Source organism: Alteromonas abrolhosensis, assembly GCF_001953635.1.
Classification (GTDB): domain Bacteria; phylum Pseudomonadota; class Gammaproteobacteria; order Enterobacterales; family Alteromonadaceae; genus Alteromonas; species Alteromonas abrolhosensis.
Genome location: NZ_MEJH01000005.1, coordinates 263,177 through 287,942, shown reverse-complemented (window position 1 = coordinate 287,942; position 24,766 = coordinate 263,177). Strand labels below are relative to the sequence as shown.

The following is a 24,766-nucleotide window of genomic DNA, read 5'->3' as shown; positions in this document are numbered from 1 at the left end:
GATTATAATCATTTTACGTGTAAAACCATTCTTTTTATCAAAGAAATCATAAAAAAGAGGCGTAGCAATGCCCCAACAGAGCCGCTATAGCAACGACGAATTCGAAACGCTAATGAATAACGTTATTCTAACCCTTGAAGAAGGCGGTGCAAACCGTGATCTTTCACTTATGGTGTTAGGAAATGTCATTACGCACATTTTAAATACTCAGGTAGCCCCTGAAAATCGCGAAGCCATGGCAACGCAATTTGCCGACGTACTGAAGAAAAGCGTTAAAAATAGCTAAGGGATTGCATGATACTTGCCGAATCACCTCGTCGCCAGCGTGTTACTAAACTGGTAAATTGGGGGCATTGGTTTGCCTTGGCGAACATAATCATCGCCATTGTCATTGCCTCGATTTTTGTTTTCTCATCACCTATGCCTGGCACAGGTGTCGGCACATTGTATCTTCTAGCCAACTGGTTCGGTCATATTGGTTTTATGACCTTTTTTGGCTTTGTTATTTTTATCCTCCCCCTTTGCTACTTAGTTAATAATCCCAGGGTCATAAAAGTAAGTGCGTCTGTTATTGCTGCTGTAGGCTTAGCACTATTAGCTTTCGACGCGCTGCTATTTAACCGTACAGGCTTTCATATTAGCTTTCACGCCGCGGATTTATTGCGTAGTGAAGCTCAGTCGACAATGGCAATTGAAAGCTGGCAACAGTGGGCATTCTTATTTCTGCTGTTTATTGTGTGGCTTGGCTTTCAACTAGTCTTAGCCAATGCAATCTGGAAACGTGTTGAGCGTTTTACTCGCCACAAAGTGGGTATTCCCGTTACTACATTTTTTGTCAGCTGCTTTGTTACCAGTCACGCTATACACGTGTGGGCTGATGCTAAGTTGTATCAACCTATCATCAAGCAAGACAACATGTTTCCGCTTTCCTATCCAGCGACGGCTAAAACGACAATGTCACGCTATGGCTTGCTAGACTTAGCGGCCTACGAAGAGCGAAAGCAACTTCAGTTTAACCCTGATATTCATAATATTACTTACCCCGCCGAACCGGTTTATTGTTCTATTGAAACCAATAGAAACTTAACCGTGGTTGTTCAAGTAGACAACCAAAAGAGCGTTGACTTGAGTACGATCAAGCGAAACACGCTAAACAAAGTGGCTAATTATTACTCGACAGCAAGCAGCATTGAAGGTTTGATGACCACTACGCTATTTGGTGTACCCGAGATCTACCAAGACGCTTTATCTCAAAAGCGCCCGGTGTTATTAGCACTTCCATTGGGGTCTGGCATGCCAGTGTCGATTCACAGCGATGAAGCGTTACCGCTGCCTCAATTAGCGGGATATCTGCAGCCACTGAGCAACAACCATGATGGTTTGCACATTGCGTTTTTAAAGAGTGCTGATATCGAAAGCTATGTGAAAAACACGCTAGCGCGTAAACACGATGTGATTGTTGCAACCGGCTTTGGTAGCGAAAGTGGCAAAGGCACGCTGTACAGTACTCTTAAACTTAATGCTAACTTAGCCAGCACAGAAGATTTGGCGCCTACCATCTTAGGCGCGTTGGGATGTAACGCCCCTGCTACGTTTTACTCTACTGGTCAAAGCTTACTTTCTCCTTCAAGACCTTGGCTGGTTAGTACATCAGGAGAACGTATTGTAGTGTTTCATGACAATAAGCGTACCGATGTACTTAGTAACGGCAGCTATGAAATAAGCGATATGGCCACCGGCAAGCGCAGCAAAGAAGCGCTTAACGTAGATTTATTAAGCCAAGCTATCAAACATCTTTCTAGATTCTCAACACAGAACTAAAAAGACAGCGGCAAACGAATAAACGTTTGTCGCGCTTTGTTTTGATGTTGTATGTAAACGGATTTTTTTGGTTACGCGTAACATAAAAAGAGCGTAACTCTCTAAATATTAATATGAAAAGGATTTTCATGATTAAAATTAACCCTATAAAATTGCAGTTTTTTTTTAGCTTATTTTGCCTACCATGCTTTGAAAGTTCTGCTAACATCGACCCAAATAATTGGATTGAGTGGTACAAAGTTAAAACGCAACTACCTTACTCTTCATCACTTACACTCTATCCTCCTGTGAACCTGTACGTTGATGGCGATACGGTGAAAGGAACACTGGCATCCCCCTATTCTTTTGATAGCGCAGATAACAACCCAGCAAATAAGTTTTTAGTGGCGGTTACCGACACCAAGGGAACAACGCATTTTCTTATCCCCGAGATGACATCCGTAGGTTTTGAAAACGAGACGGGGATTAGTATTGCTAATCTGTATTCTGAGAATTTTGAAAACGGCCAGGTCATCGTTCAGTTATATAGAGTTAACTCAGTTGAGAATCGTACAAAGCTTCAACAGTTACATAACAATAATGAAGAGCGAAACAAAGGTATCACTACCGCTTTGGCTAAAATGCATTTGGACGCTCCAATAGTTGGAGAGATTTGGCGCTTCTCCGCTACCACATCTAACGACAAAACACTCAACGACGTCATTGAGACTTCGACTACGACTATCGTCCAACTATATAGCCCTTTCTGTGGCTTTTGTAAGCTGTCCATTCCGCTAGTCAATCGTTTAAACAATGATAAGGGTATAAAAGTAGTTGGGTTATCAGGCACGGACAATATAGCCGAATTTAAGCAGCATTTGATTACTCATGAGGTTGAATACCCCTTTATCATCTTTGAAGGAGAATACAGTGAATCTGCACTATTGCGAGCTACCGGTCAAAACGGGTTCCCTACCTACGTTGTGTTAAACGGCACAAAACAAGTACAGACTATACTTGTAGGAAGTCCCGCTTTAGAGGAGTGGCTGTCTACCCATCGGTAGAATCGATGGGTAATCCATTATAGATATTACTGCGGTGTTTTTTGCCAAAGCTGAATGTGGAAGTCTGCGGTAACGCCTTTCAACGTTTCAACAATCCCGTCGATTTTACCCTGAGGAAGTTTCCAGTAAAACGGCGTCATCTTTATTAGTGCCAGCGCGTGTTCTTTGCTCTCGAATTGAATGGGAAAGGAAAAACATTCGTTATAAAGCCGTTTAAAACCCTGTCGTTCCTCTTCGCTTATTTCATGACGTCTCGGGTTGTCGTAAACCTGCTGCTTAAGCTCCAAGAGGTGTTCTGGTGCAGGGTCAACCGTCACTAAAAGGCCATTATTTTTAAGAACCCTCACATATTCATCATTACTCCCTGGAGCAAAGACCTGCATCATTACGTTTTGCGAGTTATTATCAAGGGGTAAGTCGAAACTACTCGCAACAACAAACTGCGCATGCTTGTAGGCTTTAGCTGCAAGTTCTACGGCAATTTTAGCAATATCACTACCTGCACCTTCAACCCTGAATTCTTTCGAAGAAAGACCTTGCAACATTGCATTCAGGTAGCTCCCCTCACCGCACCCTGCGTCATAAACCTTGGTGACTTCCACATGGCGTTCTTCCGGTGCATCCTTGTGAGAAATAGTTTCAATTAACGCACTTTCCACCAGCGAAACCAGATGGTCTTTTAAAGGCTTATAAGCATTCAATTGATGAAATTCCCTTCTGGCCCTTACCATATCCTTGTTGTCGCCAGGTAGTTTAGACTTTTTAAACTGAACGGGTAGAAGATTGACATAGCCAGATTTCGCTTTGTCAAAACTATGATTGTTTTCACAACGTATGGGCGTTGATTGCAATGAGATTGATGATTTACAAAGTGGACAGTGCCACATGGCGGGTACTTTTTACTGTGAATTTGCCGCAAAGGATATCAAAACTGATGCCTTTACGGCAATAAGAGACACTATCTCAAAACTTAAGTCAGCCTACTCCAATAGTGCCTTCAGTGCTTATTTGATGAGTCTTGTAATTACAACTTTGCCAACGGATGCTTCTCTTTAGCCCAAGGCGAAGTAAAGAAATGTGCTATTACGTCATCTGGCACTTCATCTACCTTTTTATACTTCCACTGCGGTGACATGTCTTTATCAATCAAAAGCGCTCTTACACCCTCTTGGAACTCCCCACTTTCTCCACATCGACAGGACATATCCGCTTCCATTCTGAAACAGTCAGCCAGTGTCATGTTCGCGCCTTTCTTACATTGCTCAAATACTAAATGCATGGTGATGGGAGAACCTTTGGCTAAAGTGCTTTGCGCTCTTTGCAACCACTTGTCCTCATTCATGTCGGCGTCAAGAATGGCATGCACAACATCAGTAACATTGTCTGCTGCACACAGGTCATTGATCAGTGCCATATTGGGCTCAACATTACCTTTTGGCAGTTCTTCAGGTGTTTTCATTGTATCGATGATATTTGTAACAGAAGAAGCCAGACTCTCGCTGTCGGTCTTTTCCCACGGATATTCTGAAAGGCTGTTAAGCAAAGCATCTTTTTCTGTACTGGCCAGCAAACTATCCGCTAACCCCACGAAGCAAGCGTCGGTGCCATTCATTTGCCCCCCCGTTAAACCTAGAAACAGACCTGCTTTGCCAGGTAAGCGAGGTAAAAAATAGCTACCTCCCACATCCGGGTATAGACCAATTGTGATCTCAGGCATGGCAAGGCGAGAGGTTTCAGTTACTATTCGATGGCTTGCACCGCATAGTAGCCCCATACCTCCACCCATAACAATTCCACTACCCCAAACGATGATGGGCTTATTGTAATTATGAATGGTGTAATCTAGCGTGTACTCAGTTTCGAAAAATGTTTCTAAAAATGCTGGAATTTGCCCCTTAGCTTCCACCATCGATTTGTACATCGAAACAATGTCGCCACCAGCGCAAAACGCTTTTTCGCCTGCTGCATCAATCACTACAGCCACAATATCGTTGCGAGACTGCCACTGCTGAAGTGCGTCAAGCATGATACCAGCCATTTCTAAATCCAATGCATTTAAGGCTTTTGGCTTGTTAAGTGTCAAACGGCCTATTGTGTAGTCGTTGTTAGACGTTTTTAATTCATCAACAATGACTACCGATTCCACGTCTGTCATTTCCACTCCTTTTTATAGTCCATCAAATGATGCCTGATAAATCTATTACCGTAGTGTACTACAGTACACTTCTCTCATCTGACAACAAACGTCTACCAATGATAACGCGCATAATTTCATTAGTGCCTTCCAGAATTTGATGTACGCGAACATCTCTGAAATGACGCTCTAGCGGATACTCTTTGATGTAACCGTACCCACCGTGCAGTTGAAGTGCATCGTTACACACATTGAAGCCTACGTCGGTAGCAAACCTTTTCGCCATAGCGCAATAGGTAGTTTTGTCCGGGTCGTTATTATCTAGCTTACACGCAGCCATACGCACCATTTGTCTTGCTGCGACAAGTTCAGTGGCCATATCGGCTAATTTAAACTGTAATGCCTGAAAACCAGCAATAGGTTTACCAAACTGCTCTCGTTCATTCATGTAGTCGCGAGCAACATTAAGCGCCTGCTGTGCAGTTCCGACCGAGCAGGTAGCAATATTAATTCGACCGCCATCAAGCCCTTGCATGGCCATTTTAAAGCCTTGTCCTTCCTCGCCAAGTAACCAACTTGCATCTAATTTCACGTTGTCGAACGTGATCATGCGAGTGGGTTGGGCATTCCAGCCCATTTTTTCTTCGGCTTTTCCGTACTCAATCCCGTCGGCATTGGCAGGAACCGCAAATGCTGATACACCCTTAGGACCATCGCCACCGGTACGAGCCATAACAACAAGTACGTCAGTACTACCTGCGCCCGAAATAAATACCTTAGACCCGTTAAGAACGTAACCATCGCCAGCTTTCGTAGCCTTTGTTTTAAGCGATGCTGCATCAGAGCCAGCGCCAGGCTCGGTTAAGCAATAAGATGCAAGTTTGTCACCGGTTACCAGTTGGTCGCACCACCTATCTTTTACTTCGCTGGTACCCCAAGTCGCAATCATCCACGTTGCCATATTGTGAATGGTTAACATGGCCGTTGTTGTTGTGCACCCCATTGAAAGCTGTTCGAAAATAATAGAAGAATCGAGCCTTGATAAGCCAAGCCCGCCCGCACTCTCTGGTGCGTACAAACCGCAGAAACCCAATTCACCCGCTTTTTTAATTGCTTCTACTGGGAAGTGATGCTCTCTGTCCCACATAGCGGCGTTAGGCGCAAGCTCTTGCTGGGCGAATTGACGGGCTGTTTCTTCAAAGGCTAATTGGTCATCGGTTAATTCAAAGTTCATTAGGCATACCTTCAATTAATTTGCTTTTAAACTACAATAACCAATACCTACCCCTTACGTAAACGTAAAGGTAAACATTTATTTAAAAATAGTGATGTTTAACGTAAATATTTTGTGACGAGAATGAAGTTTGAGTTATTACATCAATGGCCTAAACACAAATCTTAGCCTTTTTAATAATGCACTTTTTTCCAGCCACTGATAAGCTAGCTTGATATAAGTTAACCTTGTTTGGTCGCCGTGGAATTCAGAATAGCCATAGTAGAAGACAACGCTACTGCTCGTACTGCCCTTCGAGGACATTTAATGTCTATCGCTAACTTATCGGTAAGCAGTTTTGCGTCAGGTGTAGAACTGAAGGCGGCGCTTAAGAAGCAAAACTTCGAACTCCTGTTAATGGATTACCACCTTGGGCAAGGTAAAACTGGCGTGGAATGGATCCAGAGTTTAAAAGAAGCCGGATTTATTAGACCTAGCACGGGCATAATTTTCCTGACTTCAGATCGCTCACCGCAAATTATTGGCCGTATAATGGACTTACAGCCAGACGTTTTACTTATAAAGCCATACACTATTGCTTCGCTAACCCGACAAATTAACCATTACCTAAGTTATCGAGATTTTGTCAAAAATGTGTTGCACGCGCTGGATAACAAGCAATTAGACCGTGCGATTAGTGTCGTGAGAGCTAAAATTTCAGAAGGTATCCCTCCTCGCCTAGTAGCCGATATTAGGAAGCTTTACGCGCGTCTACTTTTTGAAAATGGTGAAATTCAACGAGCATTGAGTATTTATGACGATGTGTTAACCCGCTCTGACAAAGTGTTATGGGCACAGTGGGGAAAGGTGAAGTGCCAATACGCCTCAGGTCAATGGCCGCATTGTAAAAGTCATTTAAGCCAAATGGTTAACTCAAGTTTGGCTCGTGATAAAGCATTTGAATGGTTAGCATCCATATCGTTTGAACAAGATTCCTACGATCAGGTAGAAAAATACTTAAACGAAATTAAGTTCAGTGAATTAAGCCTGCCAGCAGCTAAGTTAAAAACCATTGCCTATCAGAAACAAGACAAGGTTGTTGAAGCCATAGACCTATTGCAGAAAAAGCGCGCGATGCACAGAAGCGCTAAAGACAGTTTCAACGACTTCACGTTTGAGCTTGCTGAGTTTTATCTATTTTTAGCAGAAGAGTCTCCAGAGACCAATCGTCAAGAAAGTTTGTCTCAGGCTAGAAAGTTAGTGGGTATTGCTGGGAGAAGTCAGGGTGACCCTCAGACGTTACAAAAAAGAGACTATCTTTTGGCGTTTTCAGCAGTGCTAGACGGTGATCTAGAGAAAGCTGCGCACCTGCTTGAAAGCGATTACGTTGATAACTATTTACGTACCGAGCCATCTATCCTTGTAATCGCCGCTAAAGTTCATCACGGACTTGGAGACGAACGTAAAGCCGGTGAATTACTTTTAATGGCTAAGCGGAAAAACGCAGATTTACAGGCTATCTCGGAACAAGTGATGAATGACGAGCTGATTTTCTCAGGTGGGGAGCGGTTGGGTTTAAATCACGAACAGGCCATTTCTATTAACGAAACTGGCACACAACTTTTTATCGAGGGTTTGTTTAATAAGGCAATGAAGCATTTCTATGACGCTTTTCAGCTTTCTCCGGATACAGCCGCTTTCGGTCTAAACCTTCTTCAATGCATGATTGAGGCTGATACAGCGGTTTACCGGAAATTTAGCGTTAAACAGTTGCTCGATAAAATAACGTCACTGCCGTTGAACGATGTGAATAAAGCTCGTTTAGAGCAACTTATTCTATCTGCTCAGGAGCAATCGCTGTAGTAGCCAGGTGAAGTAGCCAGGTTCAAATGCCTATAGAACTGAACCCAAGTAAAAAAACGCGCTCAAGACGTCAATATACGAGCCCGGCCCGCCGATTTTCCCTGTTTCATACACTTTTTCACATATCAGAGAAAACCAGCAGACTTTTAAATTACTCCACTACGCTTAGGTTATTTTAATCGAGTAAGTAAACTTGATGTATCCCAGCGGCCGCCACCAAGTTTTTGTACGTCAGCATAATATTGATCGACAAGTGCTGTCAGCGCTAACGTTGAACCGTTCTTGCGGGCTTCATCCAACGCGATGCTTAAGTCTTTACGCATCCAATCAACGGCAAAGCCAAAATCAAAGCTGTTATTTAGCATAGTGCTGGCTCTGTTTTCCATTTGCCACGACTGCGCTGCGCCTTTGCTAATAACATCAACTACAGCTTTACAATCAAGTCCCGCGCGCTGGCCAAAATGCAGGGCTTCGGCCAAGCCTTGGACAATGCCGGCTATACAAATCTGATTCATCATTTTAGCCAGTTGCCCACTGCCGCTCTTACCGAGTAGTTGGCTATGGCGAGCATATTGCGCCATTACCGGCTCAACGTTACTGTATACGTCTTCATCGCCACCAACCATTATTGTCAACTGACCATTTTCAGCTCCCGCCTGACCACCAGACACTGGCGCGTCTAGAAATCCAATTTGTTTTTCTTTACTGGTCTCATAAAGTTCTCTGGCGATATCTGCTGATGCTGTTGTGTGATCAACAAGTACACTGCCCGCTTTCATCACTGCTAGTGCTTGTGTTGCAACATCTTTTACATCGTTGTCGTTACCCACACACATGAAGACAACATCTGCACCTTCACAGGCCTGAGCGATAGTTTCGCTTGCACTAACGTTAGCGCCACCAGTGTTATAGGTTGATAGCCAGTCCTGCGCCTTTTGAGAGGTACGATTATAAACAGTGACCGAATAGCCAGCTTTGCTCAAGTGCCCTGCCATAGGATAGCCCATTACACCCAAGCCCAAAAAACTCACTTTCAAATTACTCATACAAAATATACTCTAGATACTTAACAAAGATGTTTGGATTACCTAAGAGTAACAGACTTAACAACAACAAAAATATAGGAAAATAATTTTGGCACTCTATGAACACCCTATTACATTGAATAACGGCGAACAAACTACCTTAGAACAATACAAGGGAAAGGTATTGCTTATTGTTAATACGGCCAGTAAATGCGGCTTCACTCCGCAGTATGAAGGGCTAGAAACGCTTTACAAAAAATACCATGACAACGGCTTTGAGATATTAGGCTTCCCATGTGACCAGTTTGGTCATCAAGAGCCGGGTAGCGATGAAGATATTGCCCAGTTTTGTAGTCTTAATTTTGGTGTTTCGTTCCCTTTATTTAAGAAGACAAATGTAAATGGACCCGATGCCAATCCGCTCTTTGAGGAATTAAAAAAGGAAGCTCCAGGCCTTCTAGGAACAAAGCGTATTAAATGGAATTTTACCAAGTTTTTAGTCGACGCCCAAGGCAAGGTGTTAAAGCGTTATGCCCCCACCGTTAAGCCAGAGGCTATTGAGAAAGACATTGTTAAATTGCTCCAAGCCAGCTAGTTGTTAAGTATCGAAGAACTATCCGTAGCTACTAATCTCCATCGCGTAGCTACGTTTTACAGCAAGAATGGCTTTCGACAGTGCGTACGTGGGCTGATTAAATTCAATATATGTATGTCTGTGACATTAAAATCAGTTTTTTTGATCTGCGTCTACTCAAAATGTAGTTATCTGGCGTAACTTTTAAGTATCTAACAGGCGTAATTAGGTAAGCGCATGACAACAGTAATGAACAAGAAAGACTCGTCTAAAACAAACCACTATCAAAGCAAAAAAATTGCATTTTTTAGTACTCGACCTTATGAGAAAGACGTATTTTCTACGTTACTGGCATCCTTAAACCAGTCGCTTCCACCTTCTATTGAAGCGACTTTTTTCGAACATCCACTGAACTCGTCAACCGCCGTTAGCTGTAAAGGCTATAGCGACGTGGTGGTATTTGTTAACGATGATGTTAACGCGTCAACTATTGATGTTCTAAAACAGTGTGGTGTTAAACACATCGCGCTTCGCTGTGCAGGTTTTAATAATGTTGATGTTGTAGCAGCGGCAAGCGCTGATATTGCAGTGAGCCGTGTGCCAGCTTATAGCCCGGAAACAGTAGCTGAACATACCCTTGCGCTTATACTTACGCTGAACCGTAAAACCCATAAGGCATACAACCGCGTTCGAGAAGGTAATTTCAGCCTTGGAGGACTGATGGGTTTTACCCTTCACGGTAAAACCGTAGGTGTGATTGGCACAGGTAAAATAGGTAAAGCCGTTATTCGAATATTATTGGGCTTTGGGTGCAAGGTACTTTGCTTCGATCCCCAACAAGACGATGATGTGACTGCAATGGGCGCCTGCTATGTACCAATGAACGAACTGCTTGAGCAAAGTGTTATTATTACATTGCATTGCCCTCTTAACGAACAGAGCCACCATATTATAAATGCTGAGACTGTTGATATGATGCCGCGAGGTGTCATGCTGATAAATACATCGAGGGGCGGTCTTGTTGATGACAGCGCCATTATCAAAGCACTTAAATCCAAAAAAATTGGCTACTTAGGATTAGATGTTTATGAAAGGGAATCCGAACTTTTCTTCAATGATCACTCACAAGAGATTATTCAAGATGATATCTTTCAGCGATTAACAACTTTTCCCAACGTATTGATCACCGGCCATCAGGGTTTTTTCACTCAAGAAGCGCTGGAAGAAATAGCTGCAACAACATTGAATAATATTCTTACAGGTGAGAATACACTCTAGCCCCTCACCTTCAGAACATACCTTTACAAGGCAAAATTCCCGCGTAGCTGCATTAACATAGCTAACATTAGTAGCGCTAAATAAGTACCTACGCGGGTAATCCTTGCGCCTTCAATACGCATAGCGCAACTACAGCGCCATTTACAACATAGTTGGTTTATTCTTTTTCTAAAATCAGCTGAAAATACTTTCCCAGCCAAAGATAAGGGGCTTGCTTGTGGTACTGACGCTCTAGTGCAAGTAGATCGTCAAATTTGCTGTTTTGATGTGTAACATCGCGCATGTAGTCATGGAAACAACGGATGCCCGCTTTGTCTACTATTTTAAAACCCAGCGAACTGCAGTATTCCACAACCCGCATTGCACTTAGCGGTTGTTTAGGGTTTAGCCTTACTTGCTTTTTAACCTTCATTCCCTTAGCAATGTAATCGAAGTTGCCGTATATAGCATTAGCAAATAAGTTTGCATCCTGATTAAAGAAGCTCAAGCTTAATCGAGCGCCGTGCTTCATGTTGTTATACATAAACTCGATAGCATCGAATGGCGCGTCCAGCCACTCTAATACAGCATGACAAATGACTAAGTCAAAGCAGTTTAAATCCTCGATTTGCTGAAGGTATTGATGTCTAATTGTAATATTTGGCGCATCAGCAAGTAGCGACTCTGCTTGTTTGAGAACATCTTTTGACGCATCGGTTAACACCACTGAATGCCCTTTAGATGCAATGTGCGCAGTCATAACCCCTGTGCCTCCGCCTATCTCAATCGCGTGAACCGGGGTTTCCAAATAAGGGTCTAGAACATCGCATAATAGAGTGTGTCTAAGCTTTCCCTTTGTAGTGCCATATATGTTGTTTGAGAATTTTTCCGCGATACCATCGAAAATACGATCGTTATTCATACACTACATTCATCATTAAGCGGGGTTGTTAATATCAATAAATTCAACACAAACATCAAATTGCTGCGCTAAGTGTTCGCCCAACGACTTCACGCCATAGCGCTCAGTAGCATGATGGCCCGCTGCAAAAAACGTGATACCCATTTCTCTAGCAGTATGTACTGTTTGCTCAGACACCTCACCGGTAATGAAAGCATCGACGCCGAGTTCAACGGCTTGTTCGATAAACCCCTGACCTCCGCCTGTGCACCAAGCGAGTGTTGAAATAGGCTTAGACGCAGGCCCCTCTAATAGTACGTCTCTTCCTAAAATTTGCTGTAACTTGGCCTGTAGCTCAGTTCCTGTGATTTCTACTTCAAAGTTTCCCTGCATAACAACACCAACAGGTTTGACGTCACTTACTGCGCTTACATTTTGTATGTCTAGAAGAGACGCTAGCTGGCGGTTATTTCCAAATTCTGGGTGTACATCCAATGGAAGATGATATGCATATAAATTGATATCATTTGAGAGTAACGTTTGAAGGCGGCGCTTTTTCATACCGGCAATCACTTGTGATTCACCTTTCCAAAAATAACCATGGTGAACGATTAGCGCATCGGCCTTGGCTTCGATGGCAGCATCGAGTAGTGCTTGTGACGCAGTAACGCCAGTTACGACTTTCTCAATTTTACTTGCGCCCTCTACCTGTAAACCATTCGGGCAGTAATCACTAATTTCACTCACCCTTAACATCCCATCAAGATAATTTTGTAGCTCTACATTGGTAACAGACACAGGTCCTCCGGTCGAAAGTTAGACATATTGTTCAAAAAACGTTATAAAAAGACGCGAACGTTAAGCATTATACCCGTTATTAGACAAATTTGAGTGGTAAGTAAGCCTGTCACTGGCGTTGCTACACTTATCAGGTTTGTTTTTGCGGGGCATTTATTTTTAAGCTTTGCAAAGGTAGCAAAAGACCTAAAACGTTCGTCATCTTAACAAAATAAAGAGCAAAAAAGCATGGCAAACTTAGATAAAGACGAAGTCGTAGCGGCGTTTACTGCAGCGTATAAAAAGGCAAACGGAAAAGCTCCATCTATTGAAAGTAAAAGCGGATGGTACAGCGTAGACGGTGGCAAGAACGTACGCTTAGCACAGCTTCAAGAAATGACAGAGTCGTTAGCTTCTGGCTCGTCTGAGGGTACGAGTAAAAACGTAGAGAAAAAAGCGCCGAAAAAATCAACCAAAGCGGCGGCTAAACCTGCTAAGAAGAAAGCATCTTCTTCTAAAAAATCAGGGTTTTCGGTTAAAGACTTCTGGGCTGAAAAGCTTAATGCAGAAGTGCCTGGCGCAACCCTTCCACGCTAACTCGCTTTTAGAGATTGGTGTGTCGTATATAACGTTTAGTCGCCTTTAAGGGTGACTAGCGTTATATCAGCGCACAGTTCACTTCTACTGGTAATGAGCCTTAGTATGGCTGAGCTCGTGTCATTTCGTTTAAATTTATTTACCCGCAAGACCTTGAGCTACAAAAGGAACAAGGTGTTGGATTACCTCTTTTATATCGACATGTTTGTGAAAATCAGACTCTGCGATTTCCGTTAACGCTTGGCTTGACGCCATAGAAAATACAAAACTACCCATCGCAAAATGCAATCGCCAAAATAACTCTTCTTCGGGTAGTTCCGGTAAACAACGTCTTATGGCATCAACCAACGCTCTTATACAATTACCGTAGTCATTCATTAAGAATTTACGCAAATGCCCCTGTGTTTCGTTATAGCCGCGACCCAACAATTTCACAAAAGTAGCAGTACCCTGATCGGAAATAGCATTAAGGTTTAACATCGGGGGGATCAAAGAATATAGCAGCTGTTCAACACCTTTTGCGCCGTTGATGGACGGCAAGGACGCTAAGCAAGCCTCTACTTCCGGCATTAGATGATCGAAATACCGTTTAAATACGGCTTGAATCAAGTTTTTCTTACTGCCGAAATGATAGTTTACTGAAGCCAAATTTACTTCTGCTCTTGCGGTAATTTCACGCATGGAAGTCTGTGTAAACCCGCTTTGAGAAAACAAGTACTCTGCTGCATCCAATATATCGGTTTTAGTATGCCGTGCCATATTCTATTTATTATCTTTTTGTAGGTTAGAAACTTAATGGGCATCTGTGTCTATAAAGTGTCACTCTGTCCTGACTCATAGACACAGACGCTCTGGTGGCATTAAAACCAGTGACGCGCTTTATTCATTGATTTCATAAAGACGCGCTCGACAACATTTGCTGCCGACATACCAAGCTTTTCTGCTACGTTCTTTTTCACTGAATACTTAACACTAAATATTTCCCGTTCTGGGTAATGAGAGAGAATATAGTCATCAGATGTTGTAATATCGTCGATTAAACCGAGTGCCTTTGCTTTTACACCGGGCCAGTACTCTCCTGTCGCGACTTTATCTATGTCCATATCTGGACGTTGGCTGTGTACGAAATCTTTAAACAATACGTGAATTTCTTCGATTTCTTCTTTAAATTTCGCACGACCTTCATCGTTATTCTCGCCAAATATGGTTAGGGTACGTTTAAATTCCCCTGCTGTATGTTGCTCGAATTCAATATCGTTCTTCTTTAGTAACTTATTAAAGTTTGGTAACTGAGCAAGCACACCAATGCTGCCGATATAGGCAAATTGAGAAGCTAGTAACTTATCTGCAACGCACGCCATCATGTAACCACCACTTGCAGCAACCTTATCGACAGCAATGGTAAGTTTAAGGCCTTTTTCTTTAATGCGCTGCAGTTGCGACGCCGCTAGTCCATACCCATGCACTACACCACCACCACTTTCCAGGCGAACCAAAACTTCGTCTTCTTTGTTGGCTACGCATAAAATGGCTGTGATTTCTTCGCGCAAATGCTCAACTTCGTGGGCATCCATAGAGCCTTTAAAGTCGATCACATAAAGACGGGACTTTTGAGATTCTTCGCCCTGTTCTTTGTTCTTAGATTTGCTTTTAGCTTTAGCTTCTTTTTTCTGCTCTTTTGCTAGCTTCTTTAACGCGTTCTTGTCTAAAAGCACCTGTTTTGCATAGTTCGTGATATCTTTTAATTGTTCAGATATAGACACGATTTCAAGTTGGCCTTTCCCCTGTTTTTGCTTACTCGCTACACCAACAATGGTTGAAACAACCACTACAAAAGCGATAACTAATGTCACTGCTTTGGCAACAAACAAACCGTATTCGTACAAAAACTCCAAACTTTACTCCTAGTAAGATAAACGGGTAAGCGTGGTTGATTACCCACAACGTAAATAGCGACCTTGCCTTTACCAAAGCAAAGTCGCTGTTTTAATTACGCTATAATACCAGCCTCATCTTATTCTGACGATAGGGTAACTTGCTCTATCTTGTTAGCTTCTATTTCCTCGTCTGTGAAAAAGATGTCCCTCAATGTCGGTTGTGTTGAATAGAGCTGAGTTTGATCCAAGAAATGCTCACTGCCATATTTGCGTGACTGCGAGTACGTCAAAATTCCACGGCCTTTAGGACCTTCATCAGTGAAATTGATGACCATCGCCCAACTAGTTCCATAGTTGATATGATAGCCTTCAGCTTCAGCACTCATAATTGTGCTACTGTTCACCGTATTGTAAGTATGACGTGGAAGTAAGGTGCCATTTCTGTTTCGAATTACGTCAAAAACGTTAAAGCCACCTTCTATATTGTGCGCTCCTGCCCATGGCAGTTTAACGCCAGAAGCAGAACCATCTGGTAAGCTTCGCTCTACAAACTGCACGTCGCCTAAAGGCGCATCAAAAGCCACACCTGCTTGTTCAATAATTTGCGTAGCTCTCGCCAATTGCTCAAGAGTGACGTCGTTTTGCACTAGGCCTGAAGGCGTAGTAACGGGCGCCTCAAGGGAAAAAGGTATTTCCCACTGCGGAGCTTGATTGAATTGAAAAGCGAACTCTCTGAATACGTGAGCTCCCGTGCTTGTTAGGTTCATGGTGCCGTCCCAATCTTCTAATGCCGCACAAGCTTGGGAAACATCTACACTATTGCCATCTACATCAACAGGCGTATCCCCTTGTGTAGCACAAAGCGCTAAGAGTGAGGGTAGGATATTTTCAGCTAGATAACTGCGGTTGTTTAGTAGAAGACCTTCTACTTCTTCAGGCGTGAATGTGCCATCACTACCCGCTTCGTTTTCAATAAACTGTTGCCCCATGCGCGAGCGCAAGGTTTGTTGATATTCCACGCTTCCGAACAACGGATTGCTCACCACTATCGGGGAATTCAAATTTGTTAACCAATAGCTATCGTTTGAGTTCTGAACTGAATCTGTCCCTTCATATTTCGGCGCTTCTTCATACGGCACTGGCCCTTCGAAATCGAATTGAGAAATATGGCCTGGCAAAACGGTAAAACCAGCGGCTGCTTTGGTTTGAATAAGCAATGGATTTGTCGTTAGTTGCTCAATAGCCGTTTCGGTTAAATTAGGTACAGTTGAGTCATCTATATAGAAAACTTGACCGTCAGCAGAAGCCGCCATGGTGTTATTAAATATTACGCCGTCGTAGTCTTTAAACGCTTGCTTAAACTCATCCATCGACGTAGCCATATTCATAGCAAGCCAATGATCGACGATATCAAAATTAGGTAAGTTAGCGTCTTTTATGGCAAATGCGTTATTGCTATTCCAATCAAAACTTCCTGGAACCTCAATCATTGGACCGTAATTAGTGTAGTACGCGGTTTTATTGAGTTTTATAGTTTGGCCACCGCCAACAGCGACTTCAATTTGAAGTGGCTTTTCATAGATGGTTCGCCTATTACCATCAACTACATGAGTTAATCCTGACCCATCGTTTTCATCAAGCGTTAACTGATAAACGATAAAGTGTTCTGCAGTAGAGAAGGTGTGAGTCCACGCAACGTTATCGTTAAATCCTATATTCACTGCGCCTGGCAAGCCCATCAATGAGCCCCCTGTCACGTTCATATGCCCTGGCACTTGAGCGTGGAAATTCCAAAAACGTAAATTGCCGGTATGCGGGAAATGTGGGTTCCCTAAAACCATACCTTTACCATTGGTAGTTTTATCACTGCCTAGTCCCCAGCCGTTCGACCCCATTTCCTGAGGATTTCGTTGAGGCAAGCCAACGGTTGGTGTGATTTTAAAAGAAGACGCGACTTCACTTGGTGACGCTGCAGGCGTAGGTAAATAGCTTTCACCCTCTGGCGCAGCAATGAACATGGGACCCAGGAAGTTTGCAGCCCCGGGGAGCAACGCAACACCTAGCGAGTAGGTCAAGAGATCTACACTGTCGATTTCGCTAACCCAAGGCTGCCCCGCACAGCTTTGGTCTTGTTCTTCGACAGGCGTTTCATTTAAATAACGGTTGTAACCTGCGGTATAACCCTGAAACATGGCACGTGAATTGGCTGACAACCTTGGTAAGTTTTCTTCCGCTAGTGCTCTTATTCCTAGGGTGAGAAAACCGAAATCGTTGATAAGATGTTCAGAATCACCGCTTCCCGGAACTGTATCTGGACCGAAGTATTTGGCTCGCTCAGAATTGTACTTAACAATTTGGTCAGCCAAAACACACATGTTGTCACGTGCAAACGCGTAGCCTACCCCGTAAGCCATGCTTTCTAAGTTATCTGCCTTTATGTGAGGTACACCATATGTGGTCCACGTCACTTCTGCAGACAATGTCCCGTTAGGGGCAAAAGAGGGAATGGGCGTCGGTACCGGGTCTGGCGTTGTTGGTGTGGTCGGCGAAGGCTGTTCTATGTTAGAAAAGTCGTTATCGTTATCCCCACAAGCTGCAAGTAACGCTGTTAGAGACAGTGCAATAAGTGTCCGTTTAGCGGTAAAGGTGTTGGTAGTAATCATCTCAAATGTTCCCTAATGATAAATGAAAAAGGTCAACCACTCGTACTGTACGCGTCTTTGATGCGGTGTTAGTTACAACAAAAGTAAAACTGATCCGACCTGAAATTTACACTACATTAACAACCTGAAACATTCAAACAACATTCTAATTTTTCAACAAAAAAGCCGGCGATAATGCCGGCTTTTACATGTTTAATTTTAAGCAGTTATAACACTGCAATTTGCGTCAATTGAGTTTGACTAGTTAGCAACTACGCTTTCATCAGAAATTGGAAGTACTAAAGCGTCAGACGCTATGTAACCAGCTACTTCTTTTTGCATTTCTGTGGTTACCGCTGCGTTCGCCGTTGGGCTCAAGCTAGACGCGTGTGCTCCGGCATTAAACAAAACAATACCGCTGATAGGATCTGCTGCAGGTCCCTGCGTCGTGGTTACTTGTTCTAGGCCAATAGTCGCCGCAAGTGGAAGCTGACCAGACAACGGTAATGCCGTTGAAACTGGGATAACTTGATCAGGCAGGTTCTCTTCACTACCGTCACCCACTACTGTCATCATATGGACAGGCGTGTTGCTACCTAGTACCTCAGCATAGTTAGTCGGGTCTCCTGCATCCATCACAGTTTGTGCGGCAAATGCGAACTCAGCGAATACGGCATTTACAGCAGCAGCTTGTTCTGCAGTCAAGTTGTCTTCAAAGATTGATACTGCCGCTCGTAGCTGCGCTTCACTTACATCAGTTGTTTCATACAGTTGGTTAAGCAACGCTACAAAATCTTCTGAAGCTTGTGAAAGCAGTAAGCCTTTAATCAGCGGGCCGAAGGCGGCTGACTCTAGAAGGAACTGCGCTACACCGCCCCCAGGAGACTCAAGCGAAGCTTGTTTAACAGCAAACATACCGTCTAGTGCGGCTAAATCACCACCCATTGAGGTGTTGGCAACAGAAGCAAAGTTACCGCCAGTAATAGCGCCAAGCGACACGCCCATAATTGATACACGACCCATATCGAATTTAACGTTTTGAGTTGTTGTATTATCAATCACAGCGTTTAGACCTAGACGCAAGCCCAGTAAATCAGACACACTTTGACGTAAGTTATCACGTGCAGTAGGTAGACTCGCCAAGTTCATGTAGTGCGTTGCACTTACTGTCGTCGCGTTGATTTCATCCGTGCCGTCGCCGTTTAAATCAAAACCACGGCTACCGTGTAATGGTTGATCAATGGCAATCGAAGCGACACCCGCAAGAGAAAGTGTACCTGTGATAGCAAGCATATCTTCTTTCTTGCTGGTAATGCCGTGCGCTAAAATAACCACTGGCCACCCTGCTTCAGGCATGCTGATTGGGAAGCCTAACGCGCCCGCAATTGCCGGGTCTGGTATGGTCACCTGAACGTCTAGCGTTTCAGTACCCATATTGCCACCTGTTGGCTGAGGGTATGGATTGAACTTAGTGATGTTTCTAGCGTTGTCCAACATCTCGCCGTTGATACGAACATCTGCAAGACCCAGTGCCGAACACATTTGTGCATTTGGACCAGGCTCTGCATCAGCGAGCAATTCCTGCGGAGCGCCAGCTAATACAATGCCGCTGTCACACGCTGCTTTCCAGAAGTCGTTGACTGGAGCAAGTGGGTTTTCTGCGCTAGGTACGCCTAGGAAGTAAGGCAGTGCAATATTACCTTCGTAACGCTGCGCAGCACAGAAAGGACCTGCTTGCGCAAGAATGCCAGTTGAAATTGCCACTGCAAAATCGTTCAATCCACCCCACTGCGCTGCGAGTTGTCCTGACACTGTGCCAACTAGGCCACCACAGGTTTCAAGAACGCTGAAATCAGTCGCATCAATTGCTGCCTGTACTTGCTCAGGTAAGCCTTGTTTACCCTGCTCTACCGCGCCAGCAACAACGGTCGAATTAACTAGTCCTAATGCTTCCATAGCATTTGGCGCCGCCGCCGCATCGCCTACTGTGATAGCAGGAAGCGCTGTTGCTGCAGCCGGACTACCCGCTGCAGCTAATTGTGCAAAGCGGCTAATCATTACCTTTTTGATAGTATCTAGCGAATTCGCAACCGATTGGGTGGTGAAAGCAGACACATAGGTAATGTCTTCACGGTCGAAACCAGCACCAAGCACAGGATTTACCAATGAGTTAACCAAACCTTGTAATTGCAGCTGAGCAGCACTAGATAGCGGGTTGGTGTTAATATCTTGTCTTACTGTATCCCATGTTGTAGAGCCTTGAACCGATTTTCCAGAAGAGTCTTTTAAATCAGTAGTCATCACCAACATGTAGCCCTGCGCTGCTTTGAGCGGCTTAAGAGGTACGAAAGTAATGGTGTTACTGTCAGCCAGGCTTAAAACATAATCAACGCCGTAAGTAAGTTGATCGCCAAGCTTACAACCCGCTGATGGCGTAGTAACTTGTGCGCAGTCTGGGTCACTTTGGTCAAGCCCTAGCGTGGCTTCAAACAGTAAAACACCAGAAGCCAGCGTGCTCTCATCAAGCGATGCGCCTACCGGTGTTTCAACGTTGATAACAAATGGATGCTGAGTAGACCAACCGTCTAGTACATTTAGTGCGTTTTGCGGGTCACCAAAATCTGTAGGGTCATCAACCGGTATATTTAGTGTGTAATCGAAGAAACCATCATCGCCCGGAAGCATAAGAAGGTCGTTAGGAATGTTTAAGTTCCCATTTGCTGGGTCGAAAACGATTCGTGAAAATGGTGTTTGGACTTCTGTATCGGCCTGAATGTCGGAAAGGGTTTCATCGGAGCCACCACAGCCTGCTAGACCCAGCGCAAGGGCCACACTGGAACTTAATACGAGTTTTCTCATCTCTACTCCCTACAAGCATTGTTGTTATTCTGTGTCTAAAACTTAACTCTATTAAAAGTAGCTTGGTCTACCCTGTCTTTACAGGTGTAGTTGATAGTTTTAAACATGTTAGACCAGTTGTATCTTCCTCAATCTTATTGACTTTGTTGCAACTTTGCAAAGTTTTGTTAACTACTTTTGTTAACTTTTTTTACGTTTGAAGAATTTTTCATTCATTGTTTTACTTGTGAGTCAGGCTGGGTATGATCTGGGCTCTAATTCTACATTCGGTATAACTACCCTTATCATTGCGATAAAAATTAACCTTTTAAAGGAATACGATGAACGATTACAACGCACCAGCAGATTTATTGCGCGACAAAGTTATTCTTATCACCGGTGCTGGCGATGGGATTGGTGCACAGGCCGCTAAAACGTATGCTGCACATGGCGCTACTTGTATTTTATTAGGTCGTACTGTGTCTAAACTTGAAGCCGTGTATGATGAGATAATTGCTGCAGGCGGTGAGGAACCAGCCATTGTTCCACTAGATATCAAAGGTGCAACGCCCTCTCATTATCAGCAAATGACCCAAACCATAATTGACCAGTTTGGACGACTAGATGGTGTCTTGCACAATGCGAGTATTTTAGGGCACTTAAGTGCGTTTAAAGACATTGACGCTCAAGAATGGCAAGACGTTATGCAAACCAATGTTAACGGCATGGTTTATATGACCCAGGCGCTAATTCCGGCGCTAGAGAAAGCCGAGTCTGCCTCAATCATTTTCACAACCTCTAGCGTTGGTAGAAAAGGTCGTGCTTTTTGGGGTACCTACGCCGTATCTAAGTTTGCAACAGAAGGTGTTATGCAAACCCTTGCTGACGAATACCGCAATAAAACACTGCGTTTTAACTGCATCAACCCAGGTGGTACTCGAACAAATATGCGTGCACAAGCTTTTCCAGCTGAGAACCCAGAAACTTTGAAAACCCCAAAAGATATCATGCCTATGTATCTATATTTAATGGGTGAAGACAGCAAAGCCGTAAACGGTCAATCGCTCGATTGCCAGCCAAAGTAGTCAGTGTTATCTACTTTGAGAATAAAAAACCGCTTAAGTAGCACTTAAGCGGTTTTTTAATTTCTACATTTAGAACATGTTAAAGCGAGTGTTTATTCGCCCATTTTTGCCCATGTGTCTCTTAGACCCACTGTACGGTTGAAAACTGGCTTTTCGTCTGTGCTGTCTTTGTCTACACAGAAGTAACCAGTACGTTCAAACTGCCACGCGCCAACTTCAGGAACATTGTTAACCAACCCAGCTTCTACCCAGCCCTGTTTGATTTCCAAAGAGTCAGGATTAATAGCATCGGTGAAGTTTTCCTCAGCTGCTGGATTAGGGACATTAAACAAACGGTCATACAGTCTAAATTCTGCTGCCTGTGCCGTAGCTGCGTCCACCCAGTGAATAACACCTTTAACTTTGCGTCCGTCAGCCGGATCTTTACCCAAGGTTTCAGGGTCATAAGTACAGTAAACAGTAGTTACGTTGCCGTTTTCATCTTTCTCAACGCGATTAGCTTGAACGACGTAGGCATTGCGAAGTCGTACTTCTTTATCTAGTACCAAACGCTTGAACTTTTTATTCGCCGATTCACGGAAGTCTTCTGCTTCAATGTACACTTCGCGACTAAAACCTATGTTACGCGTACCCATGCTCTCATCATTGGGGTGATTTGGCGCGACCAATGTCTCGGTCTTGCCTTCATCGTAGTTTTCAATAACCAGTTTGATTGGGTCTAGCACAGCCATTGCACGGGGTGCGTTAGCATTTAAGTCATCGCGAATACAGGCTTCCAACATGGACATTTCAACCATGTTATCCATTTTGGTTACACCAATGCGCTTACAAAATTCAACGATTGAGCCAGGTGTATAGCCACGACGACGCAAACCTGCAATAGTAGGCATGCGCGGATCATCCCAGCCACTTACGTGATTCTCTTCAACTAATTGAATAAGACGTCGCTTACTTAAGACAGTGTACTCTAAGTTAAGACGAGAAAATTCATACTGACGCGGTGTACAATCAATAGAGATGTTCTCAATTACCCAATCATAAAGACGACGATTGTCTTGGAACTCCAAGGTACATAGAGAATGGGTAATACCCTCTATGGCATCAGAGATACAATGCGTAAAATCGTACATTGGATATACACACCATTTATCACCTGTTTGGTGATGGTGTGCATGCTTAACACGATAAATAACCGGGTCGCGCATACACATGAATGGCGATGCCATATCAATTTTCGCGCGCAGACTACACTCGCCTTCTTTGTATTCGCCTGCCGTCATTTTGGCAAACTCACGAAGGTTTGTTTCAACGTCTGTATCGCGATAAGGGCTGTTTTGACCAGGCTCTTTAAGCGTACCACGCATTTCACGCATAACGTCTTGAGTAGAAAAATCTACGTAAGCTAAGCCTTTTTCAATAAGCTCAACCGCGTATGCATGAAGTTGGTCAAAATAGTTGGATGAGTAGCGCGCTTCTCCGTCCCACGTAAAGCCCAGCCACTGAACGTCTTCTTTAATAGAGTTAACGTAAGCGATGTCTTCTTTCGCCGGGTTGGTATCATCGAAGCGAAGGTTGCACGTGCCCGTGTAATCTTGCGCAATACCAAAATTCAAGCAGATAGACTTGGCATGGCCTATGTGTAAGAAACCATTCGGCTCTGGTGGGAACCGAGTTTTAATAGCGTCATGCAGACCACTAGACAGGTCTTTATCAATAATCTGACGGATAAAATTGGTCGGACGGTGTTCAGTCTCGGCCATTCGCATGTTCCCCTTATGCACGTAATATTTCAAAATCTCGACGAGTATAACACTCTCACATTTACTTCAACCATGTTTTATTCAAAGAAGCCTGACAAGTGGATGAATTAAGAGCGATCTGCGAAATTTTCTATACAAATTCAGTTTAGTCAACACAGCCATACTGCCAATAAGAGCAAGCGACATGCTCACCGTGTAAAGCATTTAAGCGACAACGTCGCAAAAAACACGCGGAAATAAAAAAATATGGTAATCTAATTTCGCGACAACAATGTCGTAGCAGCAAAACATGGTGTTTATGAAAGAAAAAGCAACCTCTTTTGATATTGCCCATTTGGCAGGGGTTTCTCAATCAACGGTATCGCGAGCATTAAATAATAGCCCGTTAGTAAACCAAGAAACTCGTGATCGCGTTCAGCGTATTGCCCGGGAACTCAATTACAAAGTAGATAAGAACGCAAGTAATCTGAGAAAACAAAAGAGCAGCACAATTGCCCTACTCTTATTTGAAGATCCTACGTCTGATGATTCGATGATCAATCCGTTCTTTTTGGCAATGCTTGGTAGTATTACTCGTGCATGTGCTCAAGCGAACTACGACCTTCTCGTATCGTTTCAAAACTTAGACGATGACTGGCACGCAGAGTACGAAGATTCAAATAAAGCGGACGGCATCATTTTACTCGGTTATGGAGACTACACCGATTACCAAAACAAAGTTGCTCAGCTTGAATCGCAAGGCACCCACTTCGTTCGTTGGGGCGCACCTGATGAAGCCCACCCGGGAGTAAGTATTGGGTGTGATAATTACCAAGGTGGTCAAAGTATAACTTCCCACTTAATTAGTCTTGGTAAGACTTCGTTTGCTTTTATTGGTGACAATGGTGACCACGCCCCTGAATTCAAAGCGCGCTTTAACGGTTATTTTGAGACGCTTAAAACCCATGGATTAGACCAGTTTAGTGTTCAGCGCGATGCTATTTCTACCGAAGACGCGGGTTCTGAAGCAGTGAAATCATTACTGCAAAGTGGCGAACTACCACAGGCGATTGTCTGTGCATCAGACCTTATTGCAATGGGCGTACTAAGAGCTCTGCGTCAGGCAAAAGTAAATGTGCCCGATGATGTAGCCGTGGTCGGCTATGACAACATTGCTGTGTCAGCTTACACTACACCTTCGCTTACGACAGTTCAGCAAAATACTAAACTTGCAGGTGAACTGCTGGTGAATACTCTGTTGAAAGCCATTAATAATGAAGAAGTACAGGATTACTTGATGCCTGCAGACATCATTATTCGTCAATCTTGTGGCAGCGAATAAACCTTAGCTGTTTACGACCCAAGCCTGTTGACAATACA

General features: G+C 43.7%; 20 protein-coding genes. 9 read left to right on the top strand and 11 right to left on the bottom strand.

Annotated features, from left to right (window positions below; translation table 11 throughout):
• The first annotated feature begins 67 nt into the window (after positions 1–67).
• The 3 genes from BGK61_RS10175 to BGK61_RS10165 all read left to right on the top strand — a co-directional run bounded on the left by BGK61_RS10175 (position 68) and on the right by BGK61_RS10165 (position 2,864).
• Complete coding sequence (locus tag BGK61_RS10175) at positions 68–286, top strand: YejL family protein (RefSeq protein ID WP_014949499.1); 219 nt, start codon at positions 68–70, stop codon at positions 284–286.
• Positions 287–294: 8 nt separating this feature from the next.
• Positions 295–1,821 (top strand): DUF3413 domain-containing protein, encoded by a 1,527-nt coding sequence (locus BGK61_RS10170; RefSeq protein WP_076011258.1) that lies wholly within the window; start codon positions 295–297, stop codon positions 1,819–1,821.
• A 128-nt stretch (positions 1,822–1,949) separates the two neighbouring features.
• Positions 1,950–2,864: a TlpA family protein disulfide reductase gene (locus tag BGK61_RS10165; protein WP_076011268.1), complete on the top strand. Its 915-nt coding sequence runs from the start codon at positions 1,950–1,952 to the stop codon at positions 2,862–2,864.
• Positions 2,865–2,890: 26 nt separating this feature from the next.
• Here BGK61_RS10165 and BGK61_RS10160 read toward each other — a convergent pair whose 3' ends face one another.
• The 3 genes from BGK61_RS10160 to BGK61_RS10150 all read right to left on the bottom strand — a co-directional run bounded on the left by BGK61_RS10160 (position 2,891) and on the right by BGK61_RS10150 (position 6,232).
• Positions 2,891–3,751 (bottom strand): putative RNA methyltransferase, encoded by an 861-nt coding sequence (locus BGK61_RS10160; protein WP_076011259.1) that lies wholly within the window; start codon positions 3,749–3,751, stop codon positions 2,891–2,893.
• Positions 3,752–3,888: 137 nt separating this feature from the next.
• The gene (locus BGK61_RS10155; RefSeq protein WP_076011260.1) at positions 3,889–5,019 is read right to left on the bottom strand and encodes an enoyl-CoA hydratase/isomerase family protein; all 1,131 of its coding nucleotides are present in this window, start codon (positions 5,017–5,019) and stop codon (positions 3,889–3,891) included.
• 58 nt (positions 5,020–5,077) lie between these two features.
• Entirely contained in the window at positions 5,078–6,232 is a 1,155-nt protein-coding gene (locus tag BGK61_RS10150; RefSeq protein ID WP_076011261.1) for an acyl-CoA dehydrogenase family protein, read from the bottom strand.
• Positions 6,233–6,490: 258 nt separating this feature from the next.
• Between BGK61_RS10150 and BGK61_RS10145 the strand changes: the two genes are divergently transcribed.
• A complete protein-coding gene (locus BGK61_RS10145) occupies positions 6,491–8,074 on the top strand; it encodes a response regulator (protein ID WP_076011269.1) in 1,584 nt (527 codons plus the stop codon).
• 170 nt (positions 8,075–8,244) lie between these two features.
• Here BGK61_RS10145 and BGK61_RS10140 read toward each other — a convergent pair whose 3' ends face one another.
• Positions 8,245–9,120: an NAD(P)-dependent oxidoreductase gene (locus BGK61_RS10140; protein WP_076011262.1), complete on the bottom strand. Its 876-nt coding sequence runs from the start codon at positions 9,118–9,120 to the stop codon at positions 8,245–8,247.
• A gap of 88 nt (positions 9,121–9,208) precedes the next feature.
• On the opposite strand from BGK61_RS10140, the gene BGK61_RS10135 reads away from it, so the two are divergent.
• Together BGK61_RS10135 and BGK61_RS10130 are read left to right on the top strand one after the other, a co-directional pair.
• Positions 9,209–9,694, top strand: a complete 486-nt coding sequence (locus BGK61_RS10135) for a glutathione peroxidase (protein WP_014998349.1) — start codon at positions 9,209–9,211, stop codon at positions 9,692–9,694.
• Positions 9,695–9,910: 216 nt separating this feature from the next.
• On the top strand, positions 9,911–10,951 hold the full coding sequence (locus tag BGK61_RS10130; RefSeq protein ID WP_014998348.1) for a 2-hydroxyacid dehydrogenase: 1,041 nt from the start codon (positions 9,911–9,913) through the stop codon (positions 10,949–10,951).
• A gap of 157 nt (positions 10,952–11,108) precedes the next feature.
• Here BGK61_RS10130 and BGK61_RS10125 read toward each other — a convergent pair whose 3' ends face one another.
• Both BGK61_RS10125 and BGK61_RS10120 read right to left on the bottom strand, forming a co-directional pair.
• The gene (locus tag BGK61_RS10125; RefSeq protein WP_076011263.1) at positions 11,109–11,852 is read right to left on the bottom strand and encodes a methyltransferase; all 744 of its coding nucleotides are present in this window, start codon (positions 11,850–11,852) and stop codon (positions 11,109–11,111) included.
• 15 nt (positions 11,853–11,867) lie between these two features.
• Positions 11,868–12,629 (bottom strand): Nif3-like dinuclear metal center hexameric protein, encoded by a 762-nt coding sequence (locus BGK61_RS10120; protein WP_076011264.1) that lies wholly within the window; start codon positions 12,627–12,629, stop codon positions 11,868–11,870.
• A gap of 228 nt (positions 12,630–12,857) precedes the next feature.
• Here BGK61_RS10120 and BGK61_RS10115 point away from each other — a divergent pair, with 228 nt between their 5' ends.
• Positions 12,858–13,205, top strand: coding sequence for a hypothetical protein (locus BGK61_RS10115; protein ID WP_014998345.1), 348 nt, complete (start codon positions 12,858–12,860; stop codon positions 13,203–13,205).
• A gap of 135 nt (positions 13,206–13,340) precedes the next feature.
• Here the strand turns inward: BGK61_RS10115 and BGK61_RS10110 are convergent, their stop codons facing one another.
• The 4 genes from BGK61_RS10110 to BGK61_RS10095 all read right to left on the bottom strand — a co-directional run bounded on the left by BGK61_RS10110 (position 13,341) and on the right by BGK61_RS10095 (position 20,583).
• Positions 13,341–13,964: a TetR/AcrR family transcriptional regulator gene (locus BGK61_RS10110; RefSeq protein ID WP_014998344.1), complete on the bottom strand. Its 624-nt coding sequence runs from the start codon at positions 13,962–13,964 to the stop codon at positions 13,341–13,343.
• Positions 13,965–14,065: 101 nt separating this feature from the next.
• Positions 14,066–15,100 carry a protease SohB gene (gene sohB, locus BGK61_RS10105; RefSeq protein ID WP_014998343.1) on the bottom strand — a complete coding sequence of 345 codons (1,035 nt, stop codon included), beginning with the start codon at positions 15,098–15,100 and terminating at the stop codon, positions 14,066–14,068.
• 119 nt (positions 15,101–15,219) lie between these two features.
• The gene (locus tag BGK61_RS10100) at positions 15,220–17,745 is read right to left on the bottom strand and encodes an acylase (RefSeq protein WP_076026055.1); all 2,526 of its coding nucleotides are present in this window, start codon (positions 17,743–17,745) and stop codon (positions 15,220–15,222) included.
• A gap of 240 nt (positions 17,746–17,985) precedes the next feature.
• Positions 17,986–20,583, bottom strand: coding sequence for a VolA/Pla-1 family phospholipase (locus BGK61_RS10095; protein WP_076026054.1), 2,598 nt, complete (start codon positions 20,581–20,583; stop codon positions 17,986–17,988).
• Positions 20,584–20,903: 320 nt separating this feature from the next.
• On the opposite strand from BGK61_RS10095, the gene BGK61_RS10090 reads away from it, so the two are divergent.
• Complete coding sequence (locus BGK61_RS10090) at positions 20,904–21,647, top strand: YciK family oxidoreductase (protein WP_014998340.1); 744 nt, start codon at positions 20,904–20,906, stop codon at positions 21,645–21,647.
• 92 nt (positions 21,648–21,739) lie between these two features.
• On the opposite strand, the gene glnS is transcribed toward BGK61_RS10090, so the two are convergent.
• The gene (gene glnS / locus BGK61_RS10085) at positions 21,740–23,407 is read right to left on the bottom strand and encodes a glutamine--tRNA ligase (RefSeq protein ID WP_014998339.1); all 1,668 of its coding nucleotides are present in this window, start codon (positions 23,405–23,407) and stop codon (positions 21,740–21,742) included.
• Between the two features lie 298 nt (positions 23,408–23,705).
• On the opposite strand from glnS, the gene BGK61_RS10080 reads away from it, so the two are divergent.
• Positions 23,706–24,728 carry a LacI family DNA-binding transcriptional regulator gene (locus BGK61_RS10080; RefSeq protein ID WP_014998338.1) on the top strand — a complete coding sequence of 341 codons (1,023 nt, stop codon included), beginning with the start codon at positions 23,706–23,708 and terminating at the stop codon, positions 24,726–24,728.
• Positions 24,729–24,766 lie beyond the last annotated feature (38 nt).

What these genes read in the sequence shown, in the direction of transcription:
- BGK61_RS10150 (WP_076011261.1), bottom strand. Translation starts at nt 6,232, where the DNA reads ATGAACTTTGAATTAACCGATGACCAATTAGCCTTTGAAGAAACAGCC.
- BGK61_RS10130 (WP_014998348.1), top strand. Translation starts at nt 9,911, where the DNA reads ATGACAACAGTAATGAACAAGAAAGACTCGTCTAAAACAAACCACTAT.
- BGK61_RS10080 (WP_014998338.1), top strand. Translation starts at nt 23,706, where the DNA reads ATGAAAGAAAAAGCAACCTCTTTTGATATTGCCCATTTGGCAGGGGTT.
- BGK61_RS10115 (WP_014998345.1), top strand. Translation starts at nt 12,858, where the DNA reads ATGGCAAACTTAGATAAAGACGAAGTCGTAGCGGCGTTTACTGCAGCG.
- BGK61_RS10110 (WP_014998344.1), bottom strand. Translation starts at nt 13,964, where the DNA reads ATGGCACGGCATACTAAAACCGATATATTGGATGCAGCAGAGTACTTG.
- BGK61_RS10155 (WP_076011260.1), bottom strand. Translation starts at nt 5,019, where the DNA reads ATGACAGACGTGGAATCGGTAGTCATTGTTGATGAATTAAAAACGTCT.
- BGK61_RS10125 (WP_076011263.1), bottom strand. Translation starts at nt 11,852, where the DNA reads ATGAATAACGATCGTATTTTCGATGGTATCGCGGAAAAATTCTCAAAC.
- BGK61_RS10095 (WP_076026054.1), bottom strand. Translation starts at nt 20,583, where the DNA reads ATGAGAAAACTCGTATTAAGTTCCAGTGTGGCCCTTGCGCTGGGTCTA.
- glnS (WP_014998339.1), bottom strand. Translation starts at nt 23,407, where the DNA reads ATGGCCGAGACTGAACACCGTCCGACCAATTTTATCCGTCAGATTATT.
- BGK61_RS10175 (WP_014949499.1), top strand. Translation starts at nt 68, where the DNA reads ATGCCCCAACAGAGCCGCTATAGCAACGACGAATTCGAAACGCTAATG.
- BGK61_RS10090 (WP_014998340.1), top strand. Translation starts at nt 20,904, where the DNA reads ATGAACGATTACAACGCACCAGCAGATTTATTGCGCGACAAAGTTATT.
- BGK61_RS10170 (WP_076011258.1), top strand. Translation starts at nt 295, where the DNA reads ATGATACTTGCCGAATCACCTCGTCGCCAGCGTGTTACTAAACTGGTA.
- BGK61_RS10160 (WP_076011259.1), bottom strand. Translation starts at nt 3,751, where the DNA reads ATGTGGCACTGTCCACTTTGTAAATCATCAATCTCATTGCAATCAACG.
- BGK61_RS10100 (WP_076026055.1), bottom strand. Translation starts at nt 17,745, where the DNA reads ATGATTACTACCAACACCTTTACCGCTAAACGGACACTTATTGCACTG.
- BGK61_RS10165 (WP_076011268.1), top strand. Translation starts at nt 1,950, where the DNA reads ATGATTAAAATTAACCCTATAAAATTGCAGTTTTTTTTTAGCTTATTT.
- BGK61_RS10140 (WP_076011262.1), bottom strand. Translation starts at nt 9,120, where the DNA reads ATGAGTAATTTGAAAGTGAGTTTTTTGGGCTTGGGTGTAATGGGCTAT.